The 5,652-nt window shown below is 56.8% G+C and carries 5 protein-coding genes and 3 pseudogenes; 6 read left to right on the forward strand and 2 right to left on the reverse strand.

The annotated features are described in order from the left end of the window. Both AWB68_RS42180 and AWB68_RS42185 read right to left on the reverse strand, forming a co-directional pair. Positions 1–263: hypothetical protein (locus AWB68_RS42180; protein ID WP_200828950.1), on the reverse strand; the 263-nt coding region annotated here is incomplete at its 3' end. 363 nt (positions 264–626) lie between these two features. After that, a pseudogene (locus AWB68_RS42185) lies at positions 627–1,058 on the reverse strand (transposase); the annotation flags it as partial. Between the two features lie 279 nt (positions 1,059–1,337). On the opposite strand from AWB68_RS42185, the pseudogene AWB68_RS51255 reads away from it, so the two are divergent. The 6 genes and pseudogenes from AWB68_RS51255 to AWB68_RS47685 all read left to right on the forward strand — a co-directional run bounded on the left by AWB68_RS51255 (position 1,338) and on the right by AWB68_RS47685 (position 5,539). After that, a pseudogene (locus AWB68_RS51255) lies at positions 1,338–2,195 on the forward strand (transposase). Positions 2,196–2,360: 165 nt separating this feature from the next. Beyond that, positions 2,361–3,206 (forward strand): glycosyltransferase family 2 protein, encoded by an 846-nt coding sequence (locus AWB68_RS42195; RefSeq protein ID WP_087650069.1) that lies wholly within the window; start codon positions 2,361–2,363, stop codon positions 3,204–3,206. Continuing rightward, positions 3,206–4,309: a glycosyltransferase family 2 protein gene (locus AWB68_RS42200; RefSeq protein ID WP_087650070.1), complete on the forward strand. Its 1,104-nt coding sequence runs from the start codon at positions 3,206–3,208 to the stop codon at positions 4,307–4,309. Before AWB68_RS42195 ends, AWB68_RS42200 begins: the two co-directional genes overlap by 1 nt. A gap of 208 nt (positions 4,310–4,517) precedes the next feature. After that, positions 4,518–4,838, forward strand: a complete 321-nt coding sequence (locus AWB68_RS42205; protein ID WP_125483251.1) for a hypothetical protein — start codon at positions 4,518–4,520, stop codon at positions 4,836–4,838. A 24-nt stretch (positions 4,839–4,862) separates the two neighbouring features. Beyond that, a pseudogene (locus AWB68_RS42210) lies at positions 4,863–5,228 on the forward strand (IS21 family transposase); the annotation flags it as partial. A gap of 125 nt (positions 5,229–5,353) precedes the next feature. After that, on the forward strand, positions 5,354–5,539 hold the full coding sequence (locus AWB68_RS47685) for a transposase (RefSeq protein ID WP_125483252.1): 186 nt from the start codon (positions 5,354–5,356) through the stop codon (positions 5,537–5,539). The last annotated feature ends 113 nt before the right edge of the window (positions 5,540–5,652 follow it).

Consider the following 5,652-nt stretch of genomic DNA (forward strand, 5'->3'; position numbering starts at 1 on the left):
TCGCGCTCCTTGAGGCCAGCATCGATACCGGCCAAGGCACGCTCGCGCCATTCTTCGAGCCGGTATATCGGTACCGAAACTTCGCGCGAAATGGCGTCCACCGGCTCGCCGCGCAACAAGCGCAAGACGACTTCTTTCTTCCGGTTCACCGACCACCGTTTCACTTCGGCGGCCGCGCCGGGGGCGCTTCCAGTCGCGCTACGCGCTCCTTCCACCGCCCCCGGCACAACCTCGGCGATCTTCGACTTCTTCAGCAAGTTCAACTCCGTTTCCAGAAACACGTTTTACCCCAAAATCGTGTCCAGAAAAATCGGAGGCGGTTCACGAAAAGCATAATCGGGTGTACCGGGGTGGAAAACTGAAGGCGAGGCCCGCGCACCCTGATGCTCATAAAAAAGCCAGACGGCCAAGTTCAGTCGGCCCAGCCCGCCGCGCGACAGCCACAGACGGCCGCAAGCGACGCACTAGGAGACCGTCGGAGTTGAGGTGAAGCGTAATTCAAAACACTTCTGAGTTCGCGCCGGTTTGCGGACTCGCTTCGTCGTCAACACGCGATGAAGGTAATTTGAAAGCAGATTGGGACGGCAACCCGGGGCGTTGGGGGTCGCAAAGCGCTCCTTGTCGTCCTACGCCCCTCTTAACACGCTCATCCGCTTGATGTTCCACGCCAGCGCAACCAGCGACCATTCCGCCGTGACGTTGGACAGCCCGCGCAGCGAGAACTGCCGGAATCCCATCACATGCTTGATGATGCCGAACACCGGTTCAACCGTGTTCTTGCGCAACCCGTAAGTTGCGCGCCCCACCTTTGTCTTGAGTTGGTGCGTCATCCTGACGAGCGGATCGCTACTCTCGGGTGGCGCTGGATCGTCAGCGAAGCGTTCCATCAGCGGCAGATGATGGTCGTCGCGCTGGATGGCGATCAGCGGGGTGATCTGTGCTGCCTCGCAGGTGGCGACGTTGGCGGCACTGAAGGAGCCCGCATCCGCCAGCAACACCTCAGGCTGGCCCAATGGCTCGGGCTGCGCCCCCAGCACGTCGATCATCGGTGCGACTTGTCGCACTTCGCAAATTGATCGCGCCCTGTTTTCAAAGATCCGTCGCGCTCGCAGATGCTTTCGTCCTCGAGCACAATGCGGTAGACTCCGTGGCGTAACGATCTGGCGGGGCGACGTCGATGCGAAAGGATTGCAGCTCCGCGGTAAGTTTAGTGACTGCCCTTACAAGAGGGCGTCCTGCCAAAGATCGCTTTTTCGGCGTTCAATGCGCGCTGGCGTAGCCGGGCGTGCGCAGGTCCCGTTCGACATTGACGAAAGAAAACGCCATGTTAGTTACGGTTGATTGGTCATTCTAAGGCTGCGCTGAAAAAACAGTGCCGTCGGCCAAGGAAACGCGGAGTGTTTCTGGAGACGATGGAGCACATCGTGCCGCGGATGTTGTGTGAGTTAGTCGAGCCGCACTGTCCAAAGGGTCAAAGCGGTCGCCACACCAATGGCCTGACACAAATGCTGCTCATGCACTGTGCGCAGCATTTGTCCAACCCCTGGCGAATGAGATCTCCGAGGAAACACTGCTGGACAGCACGGCTTTGTGGTGATTCGTTGGGATTGATCTGGGCGCGACCGCGTTCCAGATGGCACGACACCGTTGAAGGTCGGCCAGTTGCTGGAGCGCAACATGCTCGGTGAACAGTTGTTCGCCAAGGTCGCTGCCGAGTTCCACAAGGAATGCGGAGAAGGCGCGCGATCCGGAAAGGCAATCAGACGAGGAAGGGGCTGCAATGGTACTTCGGCATGAAGCTGCACATCGGTGTGGACAGCAAGACGGGCTGGCAGACAGCGTGGTAGTGACGGCGGCGGACGTGCACGACTGCACGGCGCGGAGCGGCGTCCTGCGACAGCGTAGCCAGCTAGAAGGAACTCATCGCCAGCAAGGCGTCGAAAAATGAAGGACTTCATCAAGTAGCGGGTGCGAAATCGCAGTGGTGACGTCGACGAAACGAAGCGCTCGAAAAAGCGCCACAAGTCGACGACTCGCTCCGTCTAACATGTCTTTGCGGTGCTCAAGCGGCTTTGGGTTTCGGCAACGTGCGCTATCGCGGCCTTGCGAAGTACGCCACGCGTGCCTTTACAGCACTCGTGCTGGCCAACCTCTGCATAAGCCGCACGCGGCTGATGGCACAGGTGCGTCCATGAGCAGCCAAAGTGGGTCGAGAAACCCGGTTGCAAGGTCCCTCATGGCCAGGAAATCGAACCAATCGCGTCGCTGATCTCGCGTCCCGAAATTCAGCAGCAAGCTGCCGGTGAAAACGGCGGCTTCCTCAGCCTTATTTTGAGCACCTTAGCGTCCAGGAACCCGGCATGACCGAACGATTGATCTCAGTAGGCATTATCCTCTATAAAAATGATCCACAAGAAATTGCACGCTGCCTTGATGGCCTCAAGTCCCAAACAGCAAAGCACTTGATCGGCGAAGTGCTGATTCGCGATCAGGGTGGTGGCGAATGTCGCGAGTATGTTAGAGACTGGCAGAGCAGAAATCTCGGTTCGCTCAACATCAAATTCTATGAAGGCGCGAATCTAGGATTTGGCAGCGGACACAACGCGTTGTTTGACGCGATTGCGGAAAGCTCCAAAGCATATCTGTGTGTGAATCCCGATGGAATCATGCATCCAAAGTGCGTCGAAACCATTGTGGCGCACGCAGAAGAGACTCAATGGCGAGGTATCTTCGAGGCGATTCAGGAGCCGATCATGCACCCAAAGAAGTTTAATCCTCGCACGGGTGTCACAGCCTGGTGTTCTGGAGCGTGCGTCCTGTACCCGTCGAACATTTACCGGGAAATTGGGGGCTTCGACGACGACTTTTTCCTGTACTGCGAGGACGTCGACATCTCATGGCGGGTTAAGGCTGCCGGCTACCAATGCTACACATGCTCCGATGCATGGTTTTTCCACTACGCCATGGACAGAGCCGCACGGGATGTCGAAATTTGGAAGTCCGCATGTATCCTCGCCCATAAATGGCGCTCTGCGAACTTCAAGAATCATGCACTGAACGTCCTTGCGTCGCTGGTCGATATCGATCCTGAAGAGTTGCAGAAGGAGACCGAGAAGTTCGCCCAAAGACCCATCGAAGACGTTTATCGGGCAAGCCCCGACTTCAAACACAGCCTCACCTTTGCAGAACCAATGTGGACCGCCTGATGAACGATATGATTTCTGTCGTAATCCGCACGATGCCGGGTCGCGAGAAATTCCTCGACAAATGTCTCTTTGTGCTTGCCGGTCAAACATATCCAAGCATCGAGGTCGTTGTCGTCGCGCAAAAGCTGGAAGAAGAAGAAAGCATCGAACCCATTCGTCATACCGCCATGATCTGGGCGTCAAGATTCAAGTCCATCGAGGTGCACGCGCACACGTCCGCGACCGACGCCCGTGCACGCAGCCTGAACATAGGTAAGCGCAATGCTCGCGGTCGTTATCTTGCTTTTCTCGACGACGACGACAAGGTGTACCCCAACCATTTTAAGAAGCTGATCGAGTCCCTTCAGAAGACGGATCTTGCGTGGGCCTACGCCGATATCATTCGCGCCCTCTACAACGAGTACGGGCAACTCGTGTCGAGGTCGGCGCCATTTAGGCGCGATGCATACTCATTCCTCGATCATCTGCGGGGTAATTTCATCCCGATCCACTCATTCGTGATCGATTTGGAACGCGCCTCAGACGTTGGCGAAGTTGACGAAACCATGAGCCGGAACGAGGACTATGAATACATTTTACGCCTGTCGTTTAAGCACGAACCTCTGTATGTGCCAGGCTTCGGAGCCGAATATTGCATTCGCAGCGACGGAACCAATACGGTATCGGACGGAACGTCCAGCGCACGCCATTCGATCAAGAAGCGAAAGTTGTGGAATGCAGCGCAGGATGTGCTCGATGAAAAGAAGATGCTGAATTTCGGCTGGTGGATCCGTGAGATCGACCAATTGCCAATGGTCTATCCACTGCAACCGCGGCAAGGGGCAGAAACCTACACGTCGCACGCCGCTGACATTCGACATAATTCCGGCGTGTATAGAAATATGCTTAGGGAGTATTACGCATCGACCTCGTGGCGCTTGACGCGTCCGTTGCGAAGTCTCGCCCGCCGAGTAAAAGGGCTGCCCCCTGAGCAGATCATGATTCCCGATACCGAAGCGGCTGCGCAATCTGCGATCGACCAAATTCTCCGTTCGACGTCCTGGAAACTGACGGCACCCGTGCGCTTGTTGAAGCGGGCCGTTGCCCGTACACGGCCAAACTGATGATCGATGTGCGCGCGAGGTATTGTCGACTTGCGGGCAGCTTGGCGTGGATGCAGCGATAACGTCGGCCATGAAACCAGCGATCCAGCAGAACCGACACTGACAACCCGCTGTCCTACGCAGGCCATCGCTTCTCGCCCGATCTGATGAGCTACGCGAATTGGTAAGGACCTCCCCGATCACCGGCCCGGCACAGTCTGGTGCCATGATGAACTGGTGCTACACAACCTTCCGGGAGGGGGAAGTCAAGGGTATGGGTGTTGATCTGGCGAAGAACGTCATGCAAGTTCACGTGGTCGACGGCGCCGGGCGTGTCGTGGTACAGAAGGCGATAGCGCGCGAGCGATTCGTGAGTTGGTTTGCCAATCTTGAACCGTGTGTCGGGGCGGCTTCAAATTTACGTAAAACGGACGGTCTGAAACTCACGACGGTAAAGGTGTGTTTACGCCGACCGAAAACTGAGCCACTCGTAGGGATCGCCCGACTGAAAATTGAGCCGGGTAATCAACCTATCCTGCTAGCTTTTTAGGCAGGGTGTTTGGGGATGATCCCGATGACAATGATTGGAAAGGTGCGGCGGATGTTCCACCGCCAGAACAAGTCGGTACGCGAGATCGCGCGTCTCACAAGCCTGTCGCGCAACACGATTAGCAAGTACCTGAACATGGAGGTTCAGGAGGAACCGAAGTATCAGCGGCGCTCGCAGTCGACCCGACTGACGCCGTTTCATGAGGCCCTGGTGCAGGCGCTCAGCGTGGACGCACGGAGGCCGAAGAAAGAGCGGAGCACCGCTTCGATGCTGTTCCAGGAGATCAAGGCGAGCGGCTACGATCGCTGCTATTCGCGGGTAACCGATTTCATCCGGGCCTGGCGGCAAGGCGAAGGCAAGGCGGTTTCGAAGTCGGCGTTTGCACCGTTGTAAGCGGCTTACGAGGGCCGTTCTGGCGTACCGATAGAGGTTTTGGATAGTTTGGTATCCACCAAATTATAGTGGGAACCAAAGTGGACAAGACGTGGGACGAGCGCGCCGCAGGCGGCGCATATATGCGGCCGAATTTTCCAACCGAGTTCAAACGGCAACTGGTTGAACAATCGTTCGAGCCGGGGGCGTCGGTAGCGTTGATCGCGCGCAGTAACGATATAAGTACTGATATGACTTTCCGTGTCAATCGGGATCGGTTTTCGTCGCTTTCCTTCCATGGGCGCGAGAATTTCCTGAGGGCGGCGTAGCGTAAGCGTCCGACCACGGCCGCTCTTGACAGCGTATTGGGTTCAGGCGACGTCGAAGTGAAGCTGATCGGCAACGACCCATGGCAGAAGTTCGTCGACGCGATTGACGGGAT

Source organism: Caballeronia choica (assembly GCF_001544535.1).
In the GTDB taxonomy this organism is placed as follows: domain Bacteria; phylum Pseudomonadota; class Gammaproteobacteria; order Burkholderiales; family Burkholderiaceae; genus Caballeronia; species Caballeronia choica.

Coding starts and splice junctions, on each gene's coding strand:
- AWB68_RS42205 (WP_125483251.1), top strand. CDS start 4,518: ATGAACTGGTGCTACACAACCTTCCGGGAGGGGGAAGTCAAGGGTATG.
- AWB68_RS47685 (WP_125483252.1), top strand. CDS start 5,354: ATGCGGCCGAATTTTCCAACCGAGTTCAAACGGCAACTGGTTGAACAA.
- AWB68_RS42200 (WP_087650070.1), top strand. CDS start 3,206: ATGAACGATATGATTTCTGTCGTAATCCGCACGATGCCGGGTCGCGAG.
- AWB68_RS42195 (WP_087650069.1), top strand. CDS start 2,361: ATGACCGAACGATTGATCTCAGTAGGCATTATCCTCTATAAAAATGAT.